The 23,961-nt window shown below is 55.9% G+C and carries 17 protein-coding genes; 2 read left to right on the top strand and 15 right to left on the bottom strand.

The window, feature by feature from the left end:
- Positions 1-69: 69 nt before the first annotated feature.
- From DDZ13_RS11770 to DDZ13_RS11755, 4 genes are all read right to left on the bottom strand, one after another.
- Complete coding sequence (locus DDZ13_RS11770; RefSeq protein ID WP_110131656.1) at positions 70-1,362, bottom strand: Gfo/Idh/MocA family protein; 1,293 nt, start codon at positions 1,360-1,362, stop codon at positions 70-72.
- 9 nt (positions 1,363-1,371) lie between these two features.
- Positions 1,372-2,577: a cupin domain-containing protein gene (locus DDZ13_RS11765; RefSeq protein ID WP_110131655.1), complete on the bottom strand. Its 1,206-nt coding sequence runs from the start codon at positions 2,575-2,577 to the stop codon at positions 1,372-1,374.
- 135 nt (positions 2,578-2,712) lie between these two features.
- Entirely contained in the window at positions 2,713-3,855 is a 1,143-nt protein-coding gene (locus DDZ13_RS11760) for a Gfo/Idh/MocA family protein (protein ID WP_110131654.1), read from the bottom strand.
- A gap of 86 nt (positions 3,856-3,941) precedes the next feature.
- Positions 3,942-4,691 carry an AraC family transcriptional regulator gene (locus tag DDZ13_RS11755; RefSeq protein WP_110131653.1) on the bottom strand — a complete coding sequence of 250 codons (750 nt, stop codon included), beginning with the start codon at positions 4,689-4,691 and terminating at the stop codon, positions 3,942-3,944.
- 100 nt (positions 4,692-4,791) lie between these two features.
- On the opposite strand from DDZ13_RS11755, the gene DDZ13_RS11750 reads away from it, so the two are divergent.
- Positions 4,792-5,811 (top strand): sugar phosphate isomerase/epimerase family protein, encoded by a 1,020-nt coding sequence (locus tag DDZ13_RS11750; RefSeq protein ID WP_110131652.1) that lies wholly within the window; start codon positions 4,792-4,794, stop codon positions 5,809-5,811.
- Between the two features lie 176 nt (positions 5,812-5,987).
- On the opposite strand, the gene DDZ13_RS11745 is transcribed toward DDZ13_RS11750, so the two are convergent.
- The gene (locus DDZ13_RS11745; protein ID WP_110131651.1) at positions 5,988-9,608 is read right to left on the bottom strand and encodes a DUF6288 domain-containing protein; all 3,621 of its coding nucleotides are present in this window, start codon (positions 9,606-9,608) and stop codon (positions 5,988-5,990) included.
- 146 nt (positions 9,609-9,754) lie between these two features.
- On the opposite strand from DDZ13_RS11745, the gene DDZ13_RS15765 reads away from it, so the two are divergent.
- Positions 9,755-10,099, top strand: coding sequence for a hypothetical protein (locus tag DDZ13_RS15765; RefSeq protein ID WP_233246151.1), 345 nt, complete (start codon positions 9,755-9,757; stop codon positions 10,097-10,099).
- A 194-nt stretch (positions 10,100-10,293) separates the two neighbouring features.
- Here DDZ13_RS15765 and DDZ13_RS11735 read toward each other — a convergent pair whose 3' ends face one another.
- The 10 genes from DDZ13_RS11735 to DDZ13_RS11690 all read right to left on the bottom strand — a co-directional run bounded on the left by DDZ13_RS11735 (position 10,294) and on the right by DDZ13_RS11690 (position 23,545).
- On the bottom strand, positions 10,294-11,154 hold the full coding sequence (locus DDZ13_RS11735; protein WP_110131650.1) for a substrate-binding domain-containing protein: 861 nt from the start codon (positions 11,152-11,154) through the stop codon (positions 10,294-10,296).
- Positions 11,155-11,219: 65 nt separating this feature from the next.
- On the bottom strand, positions 11,220-12,551 hold the full coding sequence (locus DDZ13_RS11730; protein ID WP_110131649.1) for a sulfatase-like hydrolase/transferase: 1,332 nt from the start codon (positions 12,549-12,551) through the stop codon (positions 11,220-11,222).
- 157 nt (positions 12,552-12,708) lie between these two features.
- Entirely contained in the window at positions 12,709-13,908 is a 1,200-nt protein-coding gene (gene corA, locus DDZ13_RS11725) for a magnesium/cobalt transporter CorA (RefSeq protein WP_110131648.1), read from the bottom strand.
- Between the two features lie 11 nt (positions 13,909-13,919).
- Positions 13,920-14,516 (bottom strand): hypothetical protein, encoded by a 597-nt coding sequence (locus DDZ13_RS11720; RefSeq protein ID WP_110131647.1) that lies wholly within the window; start codon positions 14,514-14,516, stop codon positions 13,920-13,922.
- Between the two features lie 86 nt (positions 14,517-14,602).
- Positions 14,603-17,701 (bottom strand): efflux RND transporter permease subunit, encoded by a 3,099-nt coding sequence (locus DDZ13_RS11715; RefSeq protein ID WP_110131646.1) that lies wholly within the window; start codon positions 17,699-17,701, stop codon positions 14,603-14,605.
- Positions 17,701-18,918, bottom strand: coding sequence for an efflux RND transporter periplasmic adaptor subunit (locus tag DDZ13_RS11710; protein WP_110131645.1), 1,218 nt, complete (start codon positions 18,916-18,918; stop codon positions 17,701-17,703). The genes DDZ13_RS11715 and DDZ13_RS11710 overlap by 1 nt, the downstream gene beginning before the upstream one ends.
- Positions 18,915-20,321: an efflux transporter outer membrane subunit gene (locus DDZ13_RS11705; protein ID WP_110131644.1), complete on the bottom strand. Its 1,407-nt coding sequence runs from the start codon at positions 20,319-20,321 to the stop codon at positions 18,915-18,917. The genes DDZ13_RS11710 and DDZ13_RS11705 overlap by 4 nt, the downstream gene beginning before the upstream one ends.
- Positions 20,322-20,406: 85 nt before the next feature.
- Positions 20,407-20,691 (bottom strand): YhbY family RNA-binding protein, encoded by a 285-nt coding sequence (locus tag DDZ13_RS11700; protein WP_110131643.1) that lies wholly within the window; start codon positions 20,689-20,691, stop codon positions 20,407-20,409.
- Between the two features lie 84 nt (positions 20,692-20,775).
- Positions 20,776-22,149: a Gfo/Idh/MocA family protein gene (locus DDZ13_RS11695; RefSeq protein ID WP_110131642.1), complete on the bottom strand. Its 1,374-nt coding sequence runs from the start codon at positions 22,147-22,149 to the stop codon at positions 20,776-20,778.
- A 10-nt stretch (positions 22,150-22,159) separates the two neighbouring features.
- Positions 22,160-23,545 (bottom strand): Gfo/Idh/MocA family protein, encoded by a 1,386-nt coding sequence (locus DDZ13_RS11690; RefSeq protein ID WP_110131641.1) that lies wholly within the window; start codon positions 23,543-23,545, stop codon positions 22,160-22,162.
- Positions 23,546-23,961: the final 416 nt, after the last annotated feature.

The raw sequence follows: 23,961 nt of genomic DNA, 5'->3' as shown, positions 1-23,961 counted from the left end.
GGGTTATTCGCTCCTCCAGTGAACTGCGATACAATAAAATGGTTGCAAGCCGGGATGACGAGTCAGGCATCAAATTGTGTAGGGCGCACGACGCGTATAGCTTTGCAGTGAATTCGATTCGTCGTGGTCGGGCAGGATCGGATTTTGGGGATCGAATGTGACCTTCCGTCCGCTTTTCCAACTGGCGGCGGCAGCGAAACAGGCGAGGTGTCCGTAGCGCGCGACGGTGCTGTTGCAGGAGGGCTGCTCTCTGGTTTTTACACAATCGAGAAAATTACGCACGTGGTCGTGGGGGTTGGTACCGGCTAGCCGGTCTACCTTTTTACCTTCCACCAGCGTTGGTTCGCTGGCGACGATTTTCTTGTTGTCGCCTGCTTCGACCCAGCCGTTTTCGCCTTCAAAACGAACGGGGCAGGTGCCCAGACCTTCGCTCCAGTCGCCTTCCCCCTTAAAGCCGGCGAGGCGCATGACGAGCTTCACTCCGTTGGCGTATTTGGCGTGAATCGTGGTGTCATCAATCGCCTCGTATTCGACCGGCGTCGTGCCATCCATTCCGGCGGCCCACTGGCAGAGATCGATGGTGTGGGCCCCCCATTCAGGCAGGTAATAGGCGGCATAGAGGCCCTTGTGGCCCCGCCATCCTCCCCGACAGTAGCGTTGATTGTAGGGTAGATTCGGTGCTGGCCCCACCCATTTGTCCCAGTCCGTGACCGAAGGGTCGGGTGTGGATTGTGCTGGATAGGGAGAACGATATTCTCTAAGGGCTAGAATCCCGGCGTGGACGGCGGTGAGGGAGCCCAGTTTTCCGCTCTGCGCCAGTTCGGCGGCCAGAGCAAAATTGGGTACATTGCGGCGCTGGGTGCCGGCCTGGAAGATGCGCTCGTGCTTGGTGACTTCCTCGTCCAGCTCGATGCTCTCTTGGATGTTCATGGAGCAGGGCTTCTCGCAGTAAATGTCTTTTCCGGCACGTGCCGCATAGACGGAAGCGGTCGTGTGCCAGCGGTCACCGGTGGCAATAATCACGGCATCGATATCGTCACGGCTGAGAACATCACTCATATCCTGATGGGTGCTGCAGTCCTTGTGTCCGTATTTGCGCTCCACGATCCGCTTGATAATGTTGGCCCGCTCAACCTGAGCATCGGCAATAGCGACAAACTGGACATCATCCTGTTTCAGAAAACCGGTCAGCACTTCGCGACCGCGTGGGCCGAGCCCGATGCCGCCAAGCACGATCCGTTCCGACGGAGGCGTTTTCCCGTTCAGCCCCAATACGGATGAGGGGAGAATCATGGGAGCCCCGGCGATGAGGGCCGAATCCCGGATGAATTCCCGGCGCGAGCGGTTTTTGGCGGCTTTCATGTGGCGGTGTTAAAGCTTCAGATCCGGGTTTTTCGGACCGAAGTGCTTGAGCATAACGATAGGGTCGGATTTGGAAGGGTTGGTAATTGTGACCCCTTCCCGCGCCGCGCGTTCCGAAACAAAATACTCGTCGTGGGTCAGCTGGCCGTAACGGATCAGGGCCGGAGTCTCGATATCCCATACGCCCATGGTGCCGTGGCCCTGCATCATAATCATGCCGTAGGCCCCGCCATCCTTGATTGTGACGGTTTGGCCGGGCAGCACTGTCAGTTCCTTGGCGCTGTAAGCCTCCGAGCGATAGCAGATCCAATTTTCCCGGTAGCCTTCGGCTTCCATCTCCTCGACCGGACGCACCGGCTTGGGATACATGTGATGATTCTGGCGGAAGTTCGGATCCACGTTCAGTTCCCAGTCGATGACCTCCATTAGCCAATCGATATCGCCAATACGGTCTTTCGGGGTGTCTTTCCAGAGCAGTTCCTCCGGCACCACCGCCGTGCCGGCAACGGATTGATACATGGCATAAACATCCGAGGCCCGCTGCGGTTCATAGGTGCAGAGTGTACCGGGCGCGTGGAGGATGCCGGGCGGGATATCCCAGCCGGTGCCGACTTCCAGGCGATAGGCTTGGGAAAGATTGGTGATTTTGTTGTCTCCCTTGGTGAAATTGACGAGGCACTCACGGACTTCTTCTTTGGTCACGCCCGGCGCGAATCCGAAATAGGTGACCTGGATATCGGCGGGGTAGTTATTGACCTGGGGCGGGAAGAAGTGGGCCTCGGGTTTTCCTTTCTGCCCGGTCAGCGCGGCGTGATGATCGCGGTGATGGATGTGGTGGGGCAGCGGGCCCTTGTTGTCGAAAAATTTCGAATACATCGGCCAGCTCTCGTGCTCCTTCCAGAGGCGCTCGCCAATAAGCTGATCTTTCAGTTCGCTGACGGCCTCGCGCAGGGTGACCTGTTGGTCCTCGAAAACCACTTGACTGAGCCCTTCGTGCTCTCCGGTCAGGGGGCCGTTCTCGGCCGGGGTGGTGGATGAAAACCAGCGCTCGTCGATTCCTCCGCGTTCGCCGCCCAGTGCATAATAGTCATCCGGGTGAAGCTTGATGCGGCGACCCGGAATGCAGAAGGAGCGGGGAACCCAGTTGGGTGCGAGTCGGAGAATGCCTTGGCCCTGGTCGAGGGCGTTGTGGAGGAGTTGAGTGTTGGAGGACATGGTATGTTGGGAGAAATGAAAGGTAAAGCAATAGGTAGACAACTCGCGCCAGCGAGGTCTAAATACGGTTCGGATTATGAGAATATCGACGACACTGGCGTGCCATCGCAACAATTCGAATAAGAGGAAGTTTCATCACTCAATCTCCTGCCAGCTCTTTGTCTTGGCCGACTCGAGCACAGCTTCGCAGACGACGTCGGTCTTGACTCCGTCGCTGAAGTCCGGGTGGAAACCGGCCTCGCCGTCTTCCAGACTCTTGAGGAAGCCGTAGAGGCAATGGGTGAAGGAATGCTCATAGCCGATATTCAAGCCGGGTACCCACCATTTGTCCATGTAGGGGTGTTCGCCTTCCGAGACATGGATCGAACGCCAGCCGCGCAGGTCGCCATCGGCATTGTCGTAATAAGAGAGCCGGTGCATGTCGTGCAGGTCCCAGGCGAAGGAGGCGTCCCGGCCGTTCATCTCAAAGGTGTAGAGTGCCTTGTGGCCACGCGCGTAGCGACTTGACTCGAAGATGGCCAGCGAGCCGTTTTCGAAGCGGGCGAGGAAGGCGCAGGCATCGTCAACGCCGACGGATTTTTTCTCGCCGGTCTCGCTGTGGGTGCGCTCCTTCACGAAGGTTTCGGTCATCGCGCTGACCGACGTGATCGGTCCGTTCAGCCACATCGCCGTGTCGATACAGTGGGCCAGCAGGTCGCCGGTCACGCCGCTGCCGGAGGCATCCACATCCAGCCGCCAGAGCGCCTGGCCGCCGAGCGGCACATCTTCGCTGATCGTCCAGTCCTGGAGGAAATTAGCCCGGTAATGGTAGATTTTTCCGAGCTTCCCGGCATCCACCAAATTTTTGGCCATGGTGACAGCCGGGATGAAGCGGTAATTATACCAGACAAGCGTCTTTACGCCCGCTTTTTTCGCTGCGGCTGCCATCTCCTTGCTTTCCGCAGTGTTCATGCCCAGCGGTTTTTCGCAGAGAATCATTTTGCCCGCTTCCGCCGCCGCGATGGCGATCTCCTTGTGCATGTTGTTGGGGGCCGCGATGTCGATGGCGTCGATATCGTCGCGCTCGACCAGCCTGCGCCAATCGGTTTCGGTAGATTCGTAGCCCCAGTTCTCGGCGAATGCTTTGACCTTTTCCTCATTCCGGCCGCATGCGGCCTTTAGGACGGGCTCGTATTCACAATCAAAGAAGCGGCTGACTTGTCGATAGGCGTTGGTATGGGCACGGCCCATGAATCCATAGCCGACGATTCCAATGCGAAGTTTCTTTTTATTGCTCATGATGGGATAACTAAAAGCGGAATAATACCATTCAAGCTTTGGGACTTAATAGGAAAATAAAGCATACTTTTTGTATATTATCGGCATCAGCGGTATCGCTTGCGATACTCCCTGGGGGTGGCATGCAGAATGCCCTGAAAGGTTCTTGAAAAGTGACTTTGATCGAAAAACCCGCATTGTGAAGCGATCATGGCAATGGGTGTATCGCTGTTGCTCAGTAAGCTGCAGGCCTGGTTGACCCGATACCGCTTGATATATTGGACCGGGGTCATGTGCAGACTGCGTTTGAAATTCCGTCCGAGCGCACTGATGGAAATGCCCGCAACCGAGGCCAGTTCATCGGAGGACAATACCCGTGAATAATTGTGGTTGATGTAGTCGATTACCTTCGCAAGTGCGGGGTGTTGGGGAAGTATTTTTCGGTCCGTCTCGAATTCACGCGTGATTCCTGCCAGACCCGCTACCTCACCGGAACGGTTCCAAAGTGGCGTCTTTGTCGTGATATGCCACTTGATGACCCCGTTCAGGGTCGTCACCAACTCGATTTTGTTTCGGATCGTGACGCCCTCCCGAAGGATTCGCTCATCGTCTTTCCGAAACATTTCTTCCACATATTCGTCACAATATTCGCGATCCATCTTGCCGATTACGTCGGCCTTCCGGCCCAGCCTGAACATCTCCGAAAGGCTCTGGTTGACGTAAACGAATCTGCGCTGCCTGTCCTTTACAAAAAAGAGCAAGCCGGGGGTATATTCGAATAATTCCTCCGCCAGGGATATGATATTCTGGTCATCCAGAAATTGACGCAGATACTGGCGGCTTTTCGTTAACTTCATCGGGGATATGCCGATAATTTACAAATAATCGCTGATCTAATCCAAGCCTAACCTGCTCGGATCAGCTATTATTTCGCGTTTAAACAACCCCAATAAAACCATGAGCTTAAAATTACACAACGCGATGTGGCCCGGTGTGGTCGGTAAAGGAGAACCTGATACTGAACCGGCCATCGGTTTTGACAAAATGCTGGACCTGACCACGGCGGCCATCGTCAACGGAGCCGGCTACGACGGGGTCGACCTGTTCTTGTTTCAACCCCACATGGACGTCTTCAGTGATGCCGACGTCGAACGGGTGGCCGAAGCGGTGCAGAAACGAAATTTGAAGATCGGCAGCTTCGTGGCTCCCGTCTGGCCCGGCACGGTGGGTGCCAGTGCGATGGGCTCCGACGAGGAACGGAAGAAGTTCCTCGAGGCCATCGAGATCTCCTGCAAAATCGGGCAGCGCTTTAAGGAGCTGGGCGTGCGCGACTACGGCTGCGTGCGGATCGACTCGGCCACCCCGACGTCGGAGTGGGCTAAGGATCCCGGGGCCGGGACCAAACGCATCGCCGAAACTTTCAAGGAAGCCGCTAAAATCGCCAAGGACCACGGCGAGCGCCTGGCGGCGGAGGGCGAGATCTGCTGGGGCGGCATGCACTCCTGGAAGGACATGCTGCAGCTTCTGGAAATGGTCGGCGAGCCCGAGGCGGTTGGCTTTCAGGCGGATTTGGCGCATACCTACCTCTACCTGCTCGGCTACAACGCGCCCGAGCACAAGCTGCTTGAGCCGGACCACGATGAGGCCGCCTTCAAAGAAGCCTACCAGACTATGGTCGGGGCGCTTGGCCCCTGGCTCTTCGATTTCCATGTGGCCCAAAACGATGGCACTGTTTTCGGCAGCGGTAGCCACGATAAAACCGGGCGCCACTGCCCCGCGGATGCCAACGATGGTAAGCTGGATATTGTGGAATGCTCGCTCGCCTGGTTGCTCGATGATAACGGCCAGATTCGGAATGGAATCGAGCACATCTGCTGGGACGGTTGTATGTTCCCCAACGAAACCCTGGAGAATCCGAAAACCTGGACCACCATTCTCGAGGTGATGCAGAAGGTGCGGACGGCGGTGAATGGTTAGTTCCCCTTGTAGGGGCTCTCGCTTGCGAAGCCCGCTGAAAGCTTCGGTAAACTATCGAACGCCTTAGACCCAAACAACGCTCGCGGGTGCCGCGAGCGGACACCCCCACGGAAAAGGGTCATCGGCCTTGACGCCCGATGCGACAAAGGTAGCATCCGGCGTTGAGCTGGCGGGACCTACCGCGAAAAGACCTGCCACATGACTTCCGTGCCGTGCTTGTCTCTGCGGTTGAAGTTGCCACTTTCGACGAAGAGATACTCAGCGCCGTCGATCGTCTTGGTCTTTGTGCGCAGTGCCTGATAATCGTCGAGATCCATTAGCCACTCGCCCGACCAGATCAGGATCGGCTTGTCGGTGGTACCGTCCGCGTTGAACGTGCCTGTTTTGAATATCGGGCGTCGAACATTGCCGTGCTTGGCCGACGGGTCGAATGCATCCACCGAATCGACCTCGGTGACCAAGTTCCACTTGCCGGGTAATTGCGGGTTTTTTTCGAGCTGGCCGTCCCAGACAAAGAGCAGGCTGTCCAGGTCAAGTTCTTCGCTTTCCTCGTATCTGGCGCGCATCCAGTCGGAGGTCATCATGGGAACCACCCTGGCTGATTGGTAGACAAGATCATCGCCCATCGGGGGAAGCTTCTGCTCCTCTATGTGCACGCTGATCCGGCCCTGGGGGACGCGCTCCGTTGGTTTGGCCTTATACTTGTCGTTGTAGCGGAGGAAGCTCTTCACTGCGATCGTGACTTCGTCCTTGCTGAACTCATCAAGCCACTCCTTCGTGATGTAGGCCCCGTAGGGTTTCTCGCCCATACCGCGTCCGAGACCCTTTTCCATTTCGATCAGCAGTTTACCGTTAACGTAGACGCCGAAGCCGTTGCCGTTACCCACGTGGGCCAGTTGGTTGACCCGGAGACGGTAGCGGTGCCCGTCCTTTAGAGGAGGCAGTTGGACGGTCTTACGTAGCAACAGGACTTCCTTGTCCCAGAGCGTATTGACGGGGGTATCTCCGAAGCAATAGGGCCCGAGGCAGGGGCCGATCCCGTCCTTGTCGCACTTGGACACGGGCCCTTTAGGGATTTCGTCGTTATAGTTCCCAAAAGGTGCTTGGCCGATTTTCCAGCCCGCCTCGGCCGGATCAAAATCGGGGGCGAACCATTGCTCCATGCCCTCCGGCATGGTGATCTCTCGGTAGCGGCAAATGAGTCGGTCGAAAGGCACCTGTTCCGACGGAATCGGATTGAAAGTGTGGTAGTGCCAATCACTGGTCTTGAAGTCGGCGAAGGTGGTCCAGTTGTAGGCGTCCGTTCCGGCGCGCTCGTGGAGCGCAACCAGTTCGTCAATGTGTTCTCCGGGGCCGCCACAGCGGAAATTCTGCACCTCGAGGCGAGCCAGTTCTCTTAACTTTTCGCGGTTTTTACCGACAAATTCGGGGATCAATTCTTCGTTGATAATCGGCGTAATGGCCTGCTTCAGCTTCGGTCCGAAGAGTTCGGGATCGGCGTTGAGGAACAATTCCTTGTAGGGCAAAGGCTTGTTGGGGTAGCGCGCCTGGGCAATTTCAAAGAGGGCGTCCATCCCTCCCGGAACGTCCGCCAGAGAGTTGGCGATGTACTCCAAGTGGGCATCCACTGTTCTGGAAACATCGAGACCGCCGGGAGCTGTTGGCTCTCCGGCATATCCGGTATAACTTTCCCTCAGGGTTTCGACCGCCAGTTCGTGCACCTTCGGGGTCGCCAGTTTGATCTTGTCACGGATTGGCTTCATCAGGCCGAGAGTTAGAGCCGCGCGCTGGTTGGTCCGGATGACTTCGCCGAGGCGGGGCAATACCTTCTCGTAGCAGCGCTCGTCAGCAACGACTGGGATCAAAGCCTTCATGGCCGCATTTTGCAGCCACCAGTCTTCGGCGTCCAGGTAGGCGAGCAGTAGGTCCACGTGAGGGACGACCTGATCGGGCATGCCGTAGCTGACCACATGCAGCGCCGCATCCTTGACCCACCAAGACTCTTTCGGGTCTTCGATCGCTTGGATCGCCAAGTCGAATACCTCCGGTGTCAGCAGCTTCATCTGCTGCTCCTCTTTCAGGCTTTCTGCGATCGCATTGAACATGGCGCGTCGGACACGTGGCGATTCGGAGTGGAGAAACTCCATCATCAACTCGGGGCGTGCTTTCCCGCCCGGCTCGCGCCAGCCGATGTAGCCGCGGTTCACGCCGAGCGCCTTGGTCGCTGCAGTCAGGCGAATGACGGCATCCTGATGGTGCACGTAGCGACGGATTATGTCGTCGCTGACTGATTTTCCGTGGATACGGCGGAGGAATTGCATGCTGGAGTCTTCGGCCAGTGTCTCGTCGCTCAGGTCCTGCTGCTCGCCTCCGGCGTTCGGTACGGCTTCGAGCGAGAGAAAGGTGTTGTCGGCCTCATTGCCCCAAATTTGCTCGGGGAGCTTGTAGGACTTGGAATACTTGGTCGGCGGTGCGCCGAAAATTCTCAACTGCTGGCGCGGCACGGTGTAGGCCCAGCCGTAGGCGGCCCCCCACTTGGGGTCGTCGTAGCCACCTCCACCGAGGATGCCGAAGGACCCGTCAAAGCGGCGGGACAGTTCGTAGTGGAACAGCCGCTTGTCCATGAAATCGCGGTATTGCTTTGGCTTTTTCTCGCGCAGGAGTCCCATGGAAGCGCTGCGCCAGATCTCGCCGATGCCCCCGCCGGTGTGGCCGTGGAGCATGAAGGTGGTGGTGTAGAAGGCGGTCATGGCGGCGACATCCCGTGCCTTGGCATAGACCGAATCCTCGCCGTTCGGTGTCAGTGCCGCCGCGGCCTGCATGGCAAAGGCCAGATTCCCGTTCTTGCCGTTGTCCACGAAGCCCATCTCGGGACGGTTGTCGCCGTAGGGATTGGAGCCGCGCCCGGCATAGCGGTAGAAGTGGCGCAAGGCTCCAAGTAAAGTGTGATTCGGCACATCGGCACCGCACTCCTTGGCCAGCATGAGAAAGGTAACCACCCCGGTGCCGGCCGCATTCAGGTGGCCGTAGCCGTAAGTGACCCGCGGTACGCCGCCGCGTCCGGCCCAGCCGTCGAGATATTGTCCCGCGACTGCCTTATCCACGGCTTCCTGGATCGTCGGCAGCACTTCTTTGTCGCCGGTGCGCAGGTAGTATTCGCAGAGGGGGATGCCGGCAAAACCAAGGTACCAGGCGTACTGGCTCGGCTTCATTTTGCGGGCCCATTCGCCCACCACTTCGAGATCCTTCTCGTTGCCGGTGGAGAGAAGAAAGATCATGCCGATGTCCGAGATGCCCCGATTGGCGTCCGGGCTGGCCAGATAATCGGCCATGTTGCGGACAATTTTGTCGGATTTTGGGCAGTTGAGCGGCCAGGTCTCGCTGTAGGCACCCAGGATCGGGAGCTGCACGACCACGGGTTCGGCTTCGCCCTGTATCGCGAAACGGAGCTTGCCGTCGCTGGCCTCGGCCTTGGTGATCATTTGCGCGAGTTGAATGCGGGGGTCGATGTCCTTAAGAGTCTCGCCGTTGATCGACTCGATGATCTGGCCCTTCTTCAGCTTGCCGGTGGCGGCCGCGGGGGAGCCTTCCTCGATTGTGCCGACACGCATGGTAAAGGCTGGCTGGATCAATTCCACGCTCATGCCCACCGGACCGAAGCGGTCGATGGTCACCAGCGACTTGCTGTCGCTGGGGCGCTTGGAGAAGAGGGCGGGTTCGCTGTAGTAGGACTCCGACGCGGTAGCGAGGGAGGCGCAGGCCAGAGTAAGTATCAGGGGGAGAGAGAATCGACGCATGATTTTATTGTATGATAAAAGTGGATAAGAGTGCACATTTCGCAGCGAGTTCCCGCAGCGGCAAACAAAAAGCTGGGCGATCAGTAGGCTGTCCTTCTGTCGGATAGGTGCAGGGTGCTGTTATTCCGAAAAAAATTTGAGTCGATGTGTTTTCACTCTATAATTACCAACTAAACGCGGGCAGTGTTGTTGGGAGTTCGTTGGATCAAATTGGTAGCTCGGTCACGGCCGAAATTGATGAAACTGCGCTCGATCTTATCAACTTGAATCGACAGCGCTATTTCGAGGCCGATGAAATTCGTATTGGACAATCCCTGGATGACGTGGTGATCGCTCGTCCCCGAGCCAGCAGCCTTCATGTTTATTGGCCTTGCCGGCCTAGCGCTCTTGTGCCGTCGCCGCTAAAGCGCATCGACAATTTAATTTTCCAAATCCCCATGTTTACGGGCACGGGGATTTTTTATGCCCGAATTGTTCTTATACCGATTTAAAGAAGGGATGAGCTTAGTAACAGCGGCAGGGTACAGCTCACGCCTACGCAAAGCTACGGCGGCGGAAGCCGCTTGAACCGAGACGTGCAAGTGGTATCGCTCTCGCCCATGCGGACGAGACGGAGCCCGTCTCTCCCAAATGAACCTTAGTGATCGGGATCAACCTTTTCTGAAAAGGATATTACCCTGTCTTCTTACCAGACCTTACCAGCGGTTTCCCGAGTCCATTTAGCCATAGGAGGTGGGCCGATGGTTTCCCCGGCAATAAATTTAGCGTCCAGGATATTCTTTGAAGTTTCGGGTTTACCGTTGGAGACATTTCCGGCCCATTTGACGGCCGCGCTGACGACTTCTCTAAAATCCCATTTTGAGTGGGCGATGGCCGGCACCGACCATTCGAAGCGAGGGTCATAATCGGTGCAAAATACGGAAACGTGCTCGGGTATTTTCATGCCCTGCTGGTAGAGAAACTGTTGTGCCGCCATGACCAACTCAGGTTCCTGGAAGATGACTGCACTTGGCCGTGATGTCGCGAAAAGAGACTGAAGGCTCGCCCTGAAACCGCTTAAGCTTTCTTCCCATTCCGGGAAGGTCTGTTCGGTAATGGGTAATCCATTTTCTTCAAGTGTTTGGAGTAGTTGGCGCTCGGGGACGCCTGGATTCGGGGGACGGCGTTCTTTGCGTGAAAATATGCTTATCTTCTCATGACCCAAAATAATAAGTTTCTCCAGGCATTCCTTTAACGCGTTGAGGTGGCAGGGACCAATGCCCGAGATCGGTCCTTTGGGAAGGTTTCCGAAAATCGCCAGGGTGGGAAAGGGTTGCTCCGCAAACCAGCTCAGGACGTCCTTTGGGCCCGCGATAACGATCCAGGCATCGCATGAAATCTCTTTGACGAAACTTGCGATTCTTTCGGGATCCAAGTTCAGGTCTTTTAGAGACTTGGGGGCGAATTCCGCGCGATATCCTGATTGCTGCAGGCCAAGTTGGATCTCCGCTTCAGGCGAGTGTAAGCGTTCGTCCATTTCGTAGAGCAGGATTTTGATCCTATACACGACTATCTCTATATGCCTGAAATCACAGCACGTTAGCAATGCTAAATAGTCGTATTGCTTCGTGATTATTCATTCGCATTCCAGAAGGCAGCCAATTCTGCCTGCATACGTTTGACGATTTCGGGGTGCTGGTCGGCAAGGTTGTTGGTTTCACCGATATCGACTTCCAGGTCGTAGAGCTCAACAACCTCCTCCCGGTCGGTATCTTTGCAGTAGCCCGGGACAGTATGTTCGGCTTTGAGAAATTTCCATTTTCCAAAACGCATGCCGTTGACGGTATAAGTGTTCTCCCAGCGGTTGATGTGGGCTTCGTAGAAAAAGGTGTTTCGGTTTCCTTTCGGCTTTTCCCCGAGCAGTAGCTCGGTCTGGTCGGCACCGTCGATGATACGGTCCTTTGGGACTTTAAAGCCTGCGATCTTCGCAAAGGTAGGCAGGAAGTCCAGAGTGGCGAAGATCGCCGAGGATGTGGCGCCAGCCTCAACCTTGCCCGGCCAACGTATGATACAGGGCACTCGCGCACCGCCCTCGTAGCAGGAGCCCTTGCCGTTGCGCAGCGGGCCGCTGTTGCCCCAAAAGATGGAGCCTGGCGGATGCCCCTTCTCTTTCTCGGTGTAGGCAGGCTGATTCCATGGACCGTTGTCAGTGGTGTAGATGACCAGTGTGTTCTCTGACAATCCCAGATCGTCCAGAGTGTCTAGCAATCGTCCGGTTTCGTAGTCGAATTCTTCGACGACATCGCCGTAGAGGCCGCCCTCCGAGGTGCCGCGGAAGCGCTCCGAAGCGTCGATATCCGTGTGCATCATGGTGTGCGAGAGATAGAGCACAAAGGGCTTTGTCTCATCACGCTTCTCCTCAAGGTACTTGATGGCCTTGTCCGTGTAGAGCCGTGTCAGGCTGCCCATGTCGTCTGTTCCGCCGGCGGGCTCGTTGTTTTCGTGAAAGGTGACTTTGCCGTTGTCATTGGCGCCGAGCGGACCGAAGTAGTAGTCGAAACCCTGTGCCAGGGGCATGCGGTCAATAATGGCTCTGCGGTCCGATACGTCCCATTTGCCGATACAAATAGTTTCGTAGCCGACCTCCTGCATGAGCTCGGCCCAGGTGATTTCCGAGGCGGGCATGCCCCAGCCGCCGCTGCGATGCGGGTAGCGGCCGGTGAGCAGGGCCGAGCGTGACGGGCCGCAGACATTCTGGGCGTAGAAGCTGGTAAACTTGGTTCCTTCTTCGGCCAGTTGATCCATGCGGGGCGTTTCATGTCTCTCCGACCCGAAGCACCCGAGATCGCCGTAGCCCTGGTCGTCGGTGAAGATGATCAGGATATTGGGGCGTGCCGCATCGCTCGCTATCGCGGAAGCGACAGAGCTGAGGAGACAGATAAAGAGGTGTGTGAGTGTTTTCATGATTCTGGAGGGTCGTAGTTGGCTTCTCGACCGTGCGGCCCAGCGATATGTTCCATGATGAGCTTGAGAGGAATGAAGCTGTCTTCAATAAGTTGGTTTTTCTTCCCTAAGCAAAACCGGTAACCCGAACAGAATTTGTAGAGTAGGCAAGGGCTCCCTATTTCCCGATCCAGCCCTTGCGCCAGAAGTAGACTGCCAGGGCTGCGGTGATACTGATGCAAACGCTCCAGAAGGCCGCGTAGGCATAGGGCCAGCTAAGCTCGGGAATGTGTTCGAAGTTCATCCCGTAAACCCCGGCTACGAAAGTGATGGGGATGAAAAAGGAAGCCATGATGGTCAGGACCTTCATGGTCTCGTTCATCTTATTCCCGACAGCGGACTGGTAGAGGTCGCTCAAACTGGAAGCGGTTTCACGGCAGGTCTCGAGGAGGTCGATGACCTGAATGCTGTGATCCTGAACATCACGATAGAAACTCTTAAGATCACGGTGAATTATATCGGATTCGTCGCGGTAGAGTTGGTCAACGACTTCACGGAGCGGCCACAGAGCACGGCGCAGAAGTGAAAGGTCCCGTTTGACGGCGAAAAGCTGCTGCTGTAATTCGGGGACGGGGTTTTGAAGGATCTCATATTCCAGATCCTCCAGAGCAGCGCCGTAGCCCTCCAATAGAGGAAATAGGTGGTCCACGATGGAGTCGAGCAGTGCATAAAAGAGGTAGTCGGTCTTGTAGATCCGGAACCGGCCGGTCTTGTTTTCCAGACGGCGGCGAACCGGGTCGAAGACGTCACCCTCGACCTCCTGAAAGGAAATCAGGGTGTCCCGGGTCAAAAAGAAGCTGATTTGCTCATTCTTGAGTCGGTCTTCGACTAGCTGGATCTGCCGGGCCACGACAAAATAGTGGTCGTCGAAAACTTCCAACTTGGGCCGCTGGTAGGTGTTGATGACGTCTTCGGCCGACAATGTGTGAAAGCCGTACTGCTTGCAGACGGTGTCGACAGCACTTGGCTTCAGGCCGTTGATATTAATCCAGCGCACATGCGGCTTCTCCGGCTTGGGGTGGTGAAGCGCGTCGTCGATATTCTCAAATTCGTGATGCTCGGTGTAGCCTTCGCCGTAATCGATAATTGAGACCGAGACCGTGAATGAGCTGTCCTCGGCTTGCAGGTATTGTTCAATGCCGGGAGCGGCCCCCGGTTCGGCGCGTGGCGCAACAGCAGTCGAATTGGTCAGTGGTTGAAAAATACCTCGCCCTATCCCAACGAATGTCGACGCAAAGAAGCCCGCAGTCTTGGCAATAACATCACTCGTCGCGCTGGCGACTTCTTTGGCTGACTCAAAGGATTTGCGCACGGGCATAAGAGGATTTACTAGTCTTCGACTGTATCCTGACTGATTCCGAGAATGTCGATGATTTCGCGAGTGTTCTCGATCACACGTATCACTTCGTCACCGATTCGAATGATCTCAGTGCCTTCGGGACTTTCGGGTAGACGTTTCAGGATTTCTCCGGGCAAGCTTTTGGCTTCGGAGGCGTATTCCTCGGGGAGCCGGTCTCCGACAGCCAGTTTCTTTTTCCAGCCGGGAGGTAATTCGCCGCCGCGTGCTACTTTCTTCTGTAGCCCGGGAGGAAGCTTCCTGCCTGATTTTTTCCATCCGGCCTCGCCCCGCTGCCAATCCTCCAAAACGGCGCGTTCTTTGTCCGAAAAGCCTCGGGCATCTTTTGCCGCAGCTTTACGGTCATTGGCTTTATCTTCAGCTTCCTCACCATTCCGAGATGTTTCCCTCTCTGCCTGGTTACCCTTCGAGTTGAAAATACGTTCAAGCCAACTTAAACGATCTTCTTTCGCGGATTGTTTTTCGACGAGCGCTTCGGCCTCGGCGTTTTTTGATTCTTTGGCAGTGGCAGACGTTAGCCCGAAACCGATGAGTAGACAGATACATGTTAGGTAGAATGGGTATTTCATAACTGCAACAGTAAGACAGGAGCCCTGCTTGTCCAATCATTTGCTTGCCGGCAGTGGTCCGGATGAAAGAACCGGAAGTCCGCTTTTTAGGAGTCGGTTGTTAATTTCGACTGTGGTTTAACATCCTCAAGAATCAGATAGAGGCTCGGCACCAGAATCAGAATGATCGAGGTGGCAAAGACGATGCCGAAGCCCAGCGAGATCGCCATGGGAATAAGGTAAGCAGCTTGCTGGGAGGTTTCGAGAATGATGGGGGTGAGCCCGCCGAAGGTGGTGAGAGTAGTGAGAATGATTGGACGGAAACGTCGTACCCCGGCTTGGGTGATCGCATCAAAAGCGGATTGATCCCCCCGGTTACGATTGGCGAAGTCAATCATGATCAGCGAGTCGTTGACCACCACCCCGGAGAGGGCGATCATGCCCATTAAACTGATGAGGGAGAGGTCGAAGCCGAGCAGGATGTGCCCGATTACGCCGCCGATGATGCCGAAGGGAATGGCTACCATCACAATGAGCGGTTGAATGTAGCTGCCGAAGGCGACGGCGAGCAGTGAATAGATCACAAGCATGGCCAGCACGAAGCCGCCTTTGAGCGCTTGGGTGGACTCCCGCATGTCGGATTGGCTGCCTTCGAAGCTGTAGGTCAGGCCCGGAAAATCCGCCTGTAGCTGCGGCATCTCTTCGAGCTCGATCGCCTCAATGATTTGTCCGACCGCGCGCTTGGGTTGCACATCCATCCCAACGGAGACGACGCGACGTCCATTGCGCCGATTGATACTGGAGAAGGCTTCGGTGGTGTTGACTTCGACCACTTCCATCAGGGGCACCTCGACTCCGGAAGGTGTGCGGATAACAAAGTTCTCCAGATTGTCCAGGGACTCACGTTCGATTTCCGGAAGCTTGACCCGTACTTCGATTTCGTGAATGCCGCGCAGCTGGCGCAGGGCAAGGGAACCGTAAAAAGCGTCGCGTACCTGACGGCCGATTTCCTCGGAGGTGAGACCAAGCAAGCGACCTTCAGGAAGGAGCTTGAAGTCAAACTGCTTCTTCCCGCGATTGTAGTTATCGTTGACGTTGGTCGTCGTCGCATAGCCTTCCATTCTCTCAACGAAGGCGGCTGTCGCTAGCTCGAGCGTGTCGATATTGGTGTGGCTGAGGTCGACCACGATATCCTGCCGCCACCCTCCGGGGCCACGCTCGGCCTCGAAGGTGATTTGGTCCACGCCGGTGATTTCCCCGATATTATCGCGCCAGAGTGAGATGATGTCCCTGGCTCGCATCGTACGTTCGGCGGGGGCCTTGAGCACGATTTCAACATCGATAAAATTACCATCGCGAACATTGGTTTTTACGCCTTCCGCCTGTTCGTATAGATTGTGCTCATCAAACATGCGCCGGGTCGCCTTGGTGATATCCTCAGCCACGCGGGCAGACTGGTCGCGGGTGACTCCGACCGGTAAGCGGACGCCGGCCTCGATCTCGTCGGCGGCAACTTCCGGCATTAGAATCATGCCCATATGGCCGCTACGTGCATAACCTCCAACAATGATAAATAGGGCAACGGCAGCACTGAAGGTGATATAGCGATGTTTGAGACAGATCTTGAGCGCGCGGCGGTAGTAGGTGTCAACAAAGCGGCTGAACCCCTTTGAGAATTTTTGCTGTACCCCGTGTAAGCGATCGCCAATCCCTGAGCTGCGGCGCTTCGAAACATGGCCGAGGTGTGCGGGCAGGATAAACAGAGCCTCAAAGAGTGAGACCAGTAAAACGGTGATCACGACGGCAGGAATCGGCCACCAGAATTTACCGGTCGTGCCCGGCATGAAGAGCAGTGGAACGAAGGCCACGACGTTGGTCAGGATACTGAAGGTGACCGGCCCCGCGATATCGCGCACGCCCTGAATAGCGGCGTCGATCAGGCTCATTCCCTTCTGCCGGTATTCGTAGATGTTTTCCCCCACCACGATGGCGTCGTCAACGACGATGCCCAGTGAGATCAGGAAGGCGAACATCGAGACCATGTTGATGCTCACGCCCAGCATCGGGAGGAAGACGATCCCACCGACAAACGAAGTCGTCATTCCCATCATCACCCAGAAGGCTAGGCGGAATTCCAAAAATAGGGAGAGAATGGCAAGTACGATGACGATCGCCATCAGACCGTTTTCCAGGAGCAGGGTCAGCCGCTCGCGAAAGTCCTGCGCCCGGTTGCTGTCGATCCGTAACTGGACTCCTTCCGGAGCAATTGCTTCAAATTCTTCCATCACCCGTTTGACGGTCTCTTCAATATCGAGCGGCGATTGCTGACCGACCCGGAAGATCTCCAGCTCGACGGAGGGCTGCTCGTTAAACTGGGAGTGAAAGCCATATTCTTCGAAACCGTCCCGGACGTCCGCGATCTCTCCCAGGGTGAGTTCCGCACCTCCTTCACCGGTCAGAATCTTGATTTCGGCAAATTCTTCAGCCCACTGCTTGCGTTCCTTCATGCGTAGAAGGATCTCCCCTGCGTTGGTCTCGATAGAACCGGCGGGGACGTCGTTACTGGAATCCTCGATGATGCGGGCCACCTCATTGAGCGTGAGCCCGAACTCCCGCAGTCGATGACGGGGAATCTCGACGTGAGTCATGAAGTCCGGCACCCGGTTGATCTCGACTTGCGTGAGCCCTTCTTCGGCGAGCAGGCGGATGCGCAACTCCTCCGCGAGTTGACGCAGGGTCCAGACGTCGACGGGGCCGTATAAACCGATCTCCATGACGTCGCGCTGGCGACTCCGCAGAACCACCTCCGGTTCTTCAATATCGTCGGGGAAGGTGCGGATCCGGTTAACCGCTTGGTCAATGTCCTGAAAGACCTTCATCCGGTTGACCCCGGCAATTAACTCAATCGTGACCGAGCCGTTGCCTTCCTCGGCAGTGGAACTAACTTCACGGATGCCCTGGACACCGCGAATCGCCTCCTCAACCGGTTGGAGAATCCCTTGCTCCACTTCGGCGGGGGCGGCGCCGGGGTAAACTACGCTGACATTGACGATATCGAGCTCAAACTCGGGAAAGACCTCTTTCTGAATATTGATCGCAGTCCAGAAGCCGCCCGCAATCAACAGCAGCATGAGCAGGTTGGCGGCGATCGATTTCTTCGCCATCCAAGCGAGCATGCCCTTCGGCGCGTTGCTGGAATCTTCCATTATTCGCTGGGTGTGGAGTTCTCTACTTCGACGCGTAATTCGGCCCCTTCGGTGACCCGCGAAAGGCTACTGGTGATGATACGCTCACCTTCGGAGATGCCTGATTTCAGATAGGCGTAGTTGCTGTCTTTGAAGATGATATCGAGTTGACGTATTTCCAGTTTGTCGTCTTCGGCCATGACCCAGGCCGTGTCGTTTTTGCGTAGGTAGTCGACGGGGATACGGACGACGTCTTGTAGGCTTTCGCCTTGTATGTGCACCTCGAGAAACTCACCGACGAGGAGAGGGGGGAGGCCGGCCGACTCAGGCTTGCGGCACAAGGGGTCGTCCACCTCGATGACGACACGGGCCAACCTTGTGTTCGGCTCGAGTTCCCCGATCAGGCGGAAAAGCCGTCCCGTGCGTTGGTCTGCCTGACCACTGGCATTACGTTTGAAGAGCTCCACCTTCGCACCTGGTTCTTCTCCACTGGGAAAAGCGATGAATGGGAGTTTGCTTGGAGGAACGGTCGCCATCACCCAGTATTTTTCGATACCGACGATTTCAGCGACCGGCATGCCTTCCGATACTTGAGTGCCCAGGTTAGCCATACGTGTGAGGATTTGGGCGTCAAAGGGGTTACGCAGGCGGGTGCGTTCAAGGTCCAGCTTGGCTTGGTCGACCGCCGCCTCAAATGCATCGATTCTAGTCTTGGCGGCTTCGAGTTGGGGCTCACGCAGAACCAGATTGTTTTCTCCTTCCGGTAAGCGTTCGCCCAGAAGTTCAAAGTCGCGCTGGGCTACCTCTTGCCGACCCATCTCAAGCGCCAGTTCGGTTTTGGCTTCGACCAGTTCGCTTTCCCGTTGAGCCAGCATATTCTTGTAGTCGGCCGGCTCGATTTCGAGAACGACTTCCCCGGCTTCGATAAAGCCGCCTGGCGTAAAGTCAGGATGTAACTTGATGACGGGGCCGCCGACTTGCGGTGAAAGCTGTATTTCTTTCGCGGGTTCCACCGTGCCCGTTTCCACGATTACGGGGCGGAATGTGCCCTGTTCCGCTTCGATCACATCAACCAGCATCGCACGCCGCAGGGTGGCGGTTTCCCGCTCCGCCGTCGGTTCGGTCGAGTTAATCCAGTAGAGAACGGCTAAGGCGGCCACAATCAGACCGACTGAGATGATCCAGGTCAATTTGCCGCTCTTAACTTTAGATTTTTCGAATGATTCTTCTTCGCTCATGGCTGTTTTCTTTTTTCGTATGCTTGTATGGGGCCGGCGATGCTACGGTGGAGTGCGATGCGGAACTCTATCTGCCTGCGCTTGCTTTCGATCAGGTTGCGTTGCAACTCCTGGGCTCCGGTTTGGGCAGTGAGCACATCGATAAAGTTACCTACGCCATTGAGGAATTCTTTCTGCAGTTGTTTAAATGCGGTTTGTTGCAACTCGACTTGTTTGCTAAGGCTGGCGTGCCTGAGTGTCTCCTGCTTTTCCTGGACCAGCGCATCTTCGACTTCACGATAAGCGACTATACTGGCCTGTTTGAATTCGGCTACACGTTGCCGCTTGATAGCTGTCTGACGATCCACCTCGGCGCGCCGGTTGCCTCCATCGATGATCGGCGCTACCAATTCACCGGCGATGCTTCGGATCCAGTCGTCGAAAAGTTTCGAGCTGTCCTCGGAAGCGGAACGCACGCTCGCCGTCAAATCGATACGGGGAAAGCGCTCGCTGATCGCACTGGCAAGGTCCTGGTCAGCAGCAAGCAGTTCCAGATAAGCCGATTTTAGATCGGGACGGCGCAGTAGTAATTCACCCGGTAAGCCGGTATTCGGAAGCGGGGGTAGGGCGGGGAGTTCGGCATGGCTGTCCGATGCAAAGTTTTTTTGCGGAGTATTCCCGAGCAGCACTTGTAGCTGGTTTTCTAATACTGCTATATCTGCTTCGGCGATAAGTTTCAGTTCACGGGTGGCTTCAATGAGCTGCTCTTGACGAAGTACATCGACGCTGCGGGCCTCGCCTCCCCGGAAGCGGGCAATTAGTGATTCAGCAACTTTTTCATTGGCCGCTATTTGATCTTCAATCAATGCAAGGATTTCGGTGCGTGCGAGGAGCCGATACCAGGTGAGGGCGACTTGCCCGGAGAGCGTTAACGCCGCTGTTTCGTAGTCGGCTTTGGTGGCTTCAGCGCGTAGGCGCTCGGCCTCTGCTTCCGACCGTATGCGCCCCCAGAGGTCAACCTCATAGCTGGCGTAGAGGCCTACGCTGAAAAGTTCGGTGCCTTCGTTGTCTTCTCTCTCGGATGAAGCGCCTAATATTCCATCTAGTTGAGGAAAAAGTGCGGAGCGTTCGCGTCGTGCAAGAGCTTCGTTGGCTTGAAGGCGTTCCCAGATTGCCTCCAGGCTTGGACTGTCTGAAAGTGCTTCGTCTATAAGGCGGTTCAATTGGGGATCATCAAAAGCCTTCCACCATTCGGCCCGGCGCTCGGCGCTGCCCGATACGCTGAATGTTGTCTCAACCGGAGACAAGGCTTGGGCCGGCGCCACTCCTTGCGTACATGCGGAAACCAGCGCGCAAGCACTGAGCAAGAGTGCGGCACTCAGGTGGCGTACAGTATTGTAATCGTGTTTACGACTAAAAGGCATTGATAACCATAACGTGTGCGAAGCCTGAAACTTACCTCTTGATTAGTGACAGCGAAATTCCGGTGCCACAGAAAGTTGTGCTTACTTAGCTTTCCTCGGGCATGTCGCGGAAGAAAACAGCAGTTTTGCCGACACTACCGACAAATTCGGATCCTGTTTTTTCTGGAATCTCTGAGCAAAGCGTTTTGACCCCCTCGCGATCGCTCTCAAAGCGAATTTTGATTAGGCCGTTTTTGGTCAAAGCGGTCTCGATTTCGGCCAAGACGGATTCGGATAAGCCATGCTTGCCGATATGCACGATCGGTTTCAGGCGCTGTGCCATGCCGCGGAGCTTTTTCTTTTCAGCGCTGGTAAGAGGTGGAGTGTCCATGATGTTTAGCCTTACGTATATGCGTGGAAGGTCGAACCCTGAATTTGTACAAGGTTTCAGGTCGCCACTTTTGCGTCCTGTGCACTAAGTCCACAAATAATCGCCGAAGTCCCAGCCCTCGCGTGCCGGCTCTCTGACAAAAGCGTTGAGCTCAGGTTGGTTGGTTATCTTGCCGGCCTTGGCGTCCCACTCGATGCGGGTGTCGAAGCGCTGGGCAATCACCCCGAGCAAAATGATCTCAGTTAGGTTGGCGGAAACATCAAAGTTGGAGCCGGGTTCGGGGCCTTCGCCCTTCATTGCCCGCAGCCATTCGCGGAACGGCCCGCCTTCGACCCGAGGGATCGTCTCTTCCGGTGGATTGGTCATCCAGTCTTTGCGCAATTCGTTGGGCAAAATCATGGGGGTCCCAGCATGCGTGCCGCAGCCCATCAGGCCTTTGTCGCCTACCATCCAGCAGGCACGCCCGGCATGGGTGGCGTCTTTCGCGCCGAAGGCATCGATGCGGCCGACCTCTTCCCAGTCCTGCGGGCCGTCAAACCAGTCGAGTGTGACCGGACCCCGATTGCCCTTGGCCGGAAAGTGAAAGCGTAGATGGCTGCTGGCGGGAATGACACCAACCAGTGAACTTTCCCGGCGGATGCTTTCCACGACGGTTGGGGGGGCGAGGTCTAGGGCCCAGACGGGCATGTCAAAAGTGTGGCAACCGAAGTCGCCGAGCACACCCATACCAAAGTCGTAAAAAGTGCGCCATTTCTTGGGCAGGTAGCTTGCAGAGTAATCCCTATCGGCCTGTGGCCCGAGCCAGAGGTCCCAATTGAGTGTCTTGGGTACCGCTGAGGAAGGTGGTGGCATCTGGTTGATATTGGCAAAATGGCGATCGCTGAAATCGGGCCATTCGTTGCGGGCAAAGACCTGTTTGACTTCGCCGATGACTCCGGCTCGGTAAGCTTCGACCGACTGGCGGATGCCTTTGCCCGAATGGCCTTGGTTGCCCATTTGGGTGACGACATTATATTTGTGCTTAGCCTTTCTCAGAGTTCGCGCCTGCCAAATGTTATGCGTCAAAGGTTTTTGGGTGTACACGTGGATGCCACGTTCCATTGCCATCAGGGTTGCGGCAAAGTGTGTGTGGTCCGGAGTTGAGATGACCACCGCGTCGATCTCCTTGTGCATCTTGTCCAGCATCTTTCGAAAATCCTCGAAAAAGGGCTGGGTGGTGCGCCAGTTTTTCATGTTTTCAGCACTGTTTGCGCGGTCCACATCACAGAAGGCGACGAGGTTTTCGTCCTTACAGCCTTGGTTGTAGGGCTGGCGGGCAATCCAACCGCCAGAGCCGATAAAGGCGACGTTGAGTTTACTGTTGGCGGAGGGGCCTGACTGACCAATCGCGAAGGTTGGAAAAACGGAGCTGGCGGCCAGCACCTGGCTGGATCGTTTGACGAAGGTTCTACGTTTCATAGGGCACGGTTTAGGCGATAAAGTCGTAGTTGTAGGGCGCACGCATTTCCCGGGCAATGTGCGCGTTGGCTGCTGTTGAACCCGGGCCAGTGAAGATTTCGCCGTCGGGATCCCAGGTCAGGTTTTTGCCGGTTCGGAGGGAAATTGCGCCGAGGTGGCAGACGACCGCTGAGAGGTGACCGGTCTCCACGTTGCAGATGGGGTCCTCGCGGGATAGCATACAATCAAAGAAATTCTTCCGGTGATCGCTGCTCTCATATAGCTTTTCGGCATCGTCCGGAAGAGGGGTTCTGAGTAAATCGCGATCACTCGCCTCGATGGAACCGCGGTTGACCCAGATCCATCCATCCGTGCCTTCAAAACGGATGCCGTTTCGCTGACCATCTTTATTGACGATGCCGCCGAAAGGATTGTCGTCCCGGGTCGACCTGACATTAAAGATAACACCGTTCGGGTAGGTAAATTTTACTTCATAATCGGCGATTACAGAGTAGCCGCCGGGAATTGGCTGACTCAGCGCCTTGCTCTCGATCTGGGTCGGTGCGGGCAAACCAATGGCCCAATAGCCGATATCCATATGGTGCGCCCCCCAGTCTGTCATCGTTCCACCGGAGTATTCATACCAATAGCGGAACCAGGTATGGCAGCGCTCAAACATGTAGTCGTTGGCCTCGGCTTGGCCTTGCCAGAAGTCCCAATCCAAGGTTTCCGGTATGGGTTGAGGTTGGAAAGGTGCTTTAGTGTGTTTGCTCGGGTCGCCTCCGACCTGACCTTCACGCAGCCCGGCAGGTAGCCAGACATTGACCTCTTTCAATTTTCCGATGCGACCGTTGCGTACGAGTTCGCAGGCGAGGCGGAAGCGCTTGCTGCTCCGCTGCTGGGTGCCGGTTTGCAAGACGCGCTGATTATCGCGGACCGCTTTGATCACATGTCGCCCTTCGTCGATGGTCAAAGTAAGCGGCTTTTCCGAGTAGATATCTTTTCCGGCGCGTGCGGCGGCGATGTTGATCAGGCTGTGCCAGTGGTCCGGTGTGCCGTTGACAATGCAGTCGATGTCGTCGCGTTCCAAAAGTTTACGGAAGTCCCGATATGTATCCGGCTTCTTGCCGCCTACAATGAAGCGGCTTATTCGCTTGTCGATTTGAGCCTGATCCACGTCGCAAACGGCGACAACATCAGCAAAGCGCATGCAGCTCTTGGCACCCCCGGCCCCCATGCCACCCGACCCAATCAGAGCAAGGCGCGGCCGATCGTTAGGCGACTTGATCTTCGACTTGTCTGATTCCGCACTCGCGACTTGTTGTTTAACAAACCAGATTGGTAGACCTGTTGCTGCTGCAATGGCCGAGCAGCGACGTACGAAAGCTCGACGGGAAATGTGATAAGTTTTGTTCATTTGGTTCTGTTAAGTCTGCTTGTGTCCAAGGTTAGGGAGGAGAAGCAAAATATTAGGTATGCTGCCACTCAGACTGAGTTGCATCTTTGAAGTTCCCCATGCTTTTCCGATCCAAAGAATATGCAATATTCGTTTCCTTCTCTAGTGCACGCTCAGCCCACCATGAATTAGAAATTAAATTAAATAAGGATAAATCTAGAAATTAGGGACAGGCTAATAATAGTTGACAACGACTTCAATTTGAGTGATTTCCTTTTCTTAGCATGCGAATCCGGCGTCTAAAAGTAAATGGTAGCGATGCGACCTATCACTGTATGACCAGAACGGTGAATGGAGAGCGTTTGTTTGGGGACCGCGAGAAGGAGATCCTGCGGAAGATGATCTGGCAGGTGGCGGATTTCTGCGGGGTCGAGGTG

Source organism: Coraliomargarita sinensis (assembly GCF_003185655.1).
Taxonomy (GTDB): Bacteria; Verrucomicrobiota; Verrucomicrobiia; order Opitutales; family Coraliomargaritaceae; genus Coraliomargarita_B; species Coraliomargarita_B sinensis.
Note: the sequence above shows the minus strand (reverse complement) of the source record. Positions and strands in the feature narration are given on the sequence as shown.